Genomic DNA, 1,735 nt, shown 5'->3' with positions numbered 1-1,735 from the left:
GTGGGTGCGACGTAGTCGACGTCGAGGTCGGGGCGTTGGGAGCCGGGTTCTGGTAGGGCCCGGCGGTCGATCTTTCCGGTGCCGCCGACGGGGAACCGGTCGAGGGTCATGATGACGGCGGGGACCATGTAGGCGGGCAGTGCGGTCGCGGCGTGGGCGCGTAGTTCGCTCACTATCGGGGTGTGGCCGTCGCGGCCGGTCACGTAGCCGACCAGCCGGGCGACGCCCTGGTCCTCCCGGCGCACCACCACTGCACCACTCACGTGCGGGTGGTGGGCCAGCACCGCTTCGATCTCGCCCAGCTCGATGCGGATGCCGTTGACTTTGACCTGGTGGTCCATGCGGCCGAGGATTTCCAGCGCCCCGGTGGCGTTCCACCGGCCCAGGTCGCCCGTGCGGTAGGCGAGGCCGCCGCCGTACGGGTCGGTGACGAAGCGTTCGGCCGTCAACTCCGGGCGGTTCAGATAACCGTCAGCCACCCCGGATCCGGTGATGAGGATTTCGCCGGGGACGCCCATGGGGACGAGGTTCAACTGCGGGTCGACGACGCGGATCTGCCGGTTGGGCATGGGCCAGCCGATGGGCACGTACGCGCCGCCCCAGCCGGCGCTGGCGTCGTACCAGGTGCAGGCGACGGACGCCTCGGCCGGACCGTACGCGTTGATCAGGCGGGCGCCGGCGGCCAGCCAGCGTTGGGCCATGCGGGGTGGGATCGGCTCACCGGCGAGGGTCACGCAGGACATGCTCGGGCAGTCCGCCGGGTCGACCGCGGCCAGGTTGGTGGGCGGGCAGAACGCGTGGGTGACCTGCTCCTTGGCGATGAGTTCGGTGAGTCGGCGCGCGTCGAGCAGGTCGTCACGGGAAGACACCACGACGCGTGCGCCGGAGGTCAGCGCGGTGAAGACCTCGCCCAGGGCCACGTCGAACACGGGCGCGCAGCAGTGCAGCATCCGGCTGTCCGGGCCGACCGCGCACTCCTCGCGCATCCACGCCAGGAAGTTCGTCAGCCTGTCGTGGGAGAGCACCACGCCCTTCGGGGTACCCGTCGACCCCGAGGTGTAGATCACGAACGCGGGCGCCGAGGCGTCGACCACCGGCAACCCGACCGGGTCGCCGGCCCGCACCGTGTCCCAGTCGTCGTCCAACGCCACCACCCGCACCCCGTCGACCCGGGGAATCCGCGGGGACACCTCACCGACGGTCAACACCACCCGAGCGCCGTGGTCGGCCAGCAACACCCGCATCCGCTCCGCCGGCCAGGCCACGTCCATCGGCGTGTACGCCGCCCCCGCCCGCAACACCCCCACCATCGCGATCAGGGACCACAGGCTGCGGTCCAACGCCAACGACACCACGTCACCGGCGCCCACACCCACCGACCGCAGGTACCCCGCCAGCGCCTCCGACCGGCGCGCCAGTTCCCCGTACGTCAGCACCTCGTCGCCGGCGGCACCCGCCACCGCCTCCGGCGTCCGCTCCGCCCACCGCAGCACCAACTCGTGAATCGGCGCTCCGGGCACCTGACGCACCGGCCCCCGCCCCCACGCCAACAACCGCTCGCGCTCCACATCGGTGACCAACGGCAACGCCCACAGGCCGACCTCGGGCTCCCGTACCCCCGCCGAGGTCAACACCACGACCTGGTCCAGCAGGCCCCGCACCCAGTCCGTGGAGAATGCTTCGGCCGCGTAGTCGATCCGCAGCCCGGATCCGTCGGAGGCCACACTCACCGCCA

The 1,735-nt window shown here is 71.9% G+C and carries 1 protein-coding gene; it reads right to left on the bottom strand.

Annotated elements, in window-relative coordinates; translation table 11 throughout:
- Nucleotides 1-1,724: amino acid adenylation domain-containing protein (locus AB0L34_RS33750; RefSeq protein ID WP_363709722.1), on the bottom strand; the 1,724-nt coding region annotated here is incomplete at its 3' end.
- Between the last annotated feature and the right edge of the window lie 11 nt (nucleotides 1,725-1,735).

This window comes from Micromonospora sp. NPDC052213, from assembly GCF_040679695.1.
GTDB lineage: Bacteria > Actinomycetota > Actinomycetes > Mycobacteriales > Micromonosporaceae > Micromonospora.
Note: the sequence above shows the minus strand (reverse complement) of the source record. Positions and strands in the feature narration are given on the sequence as shown.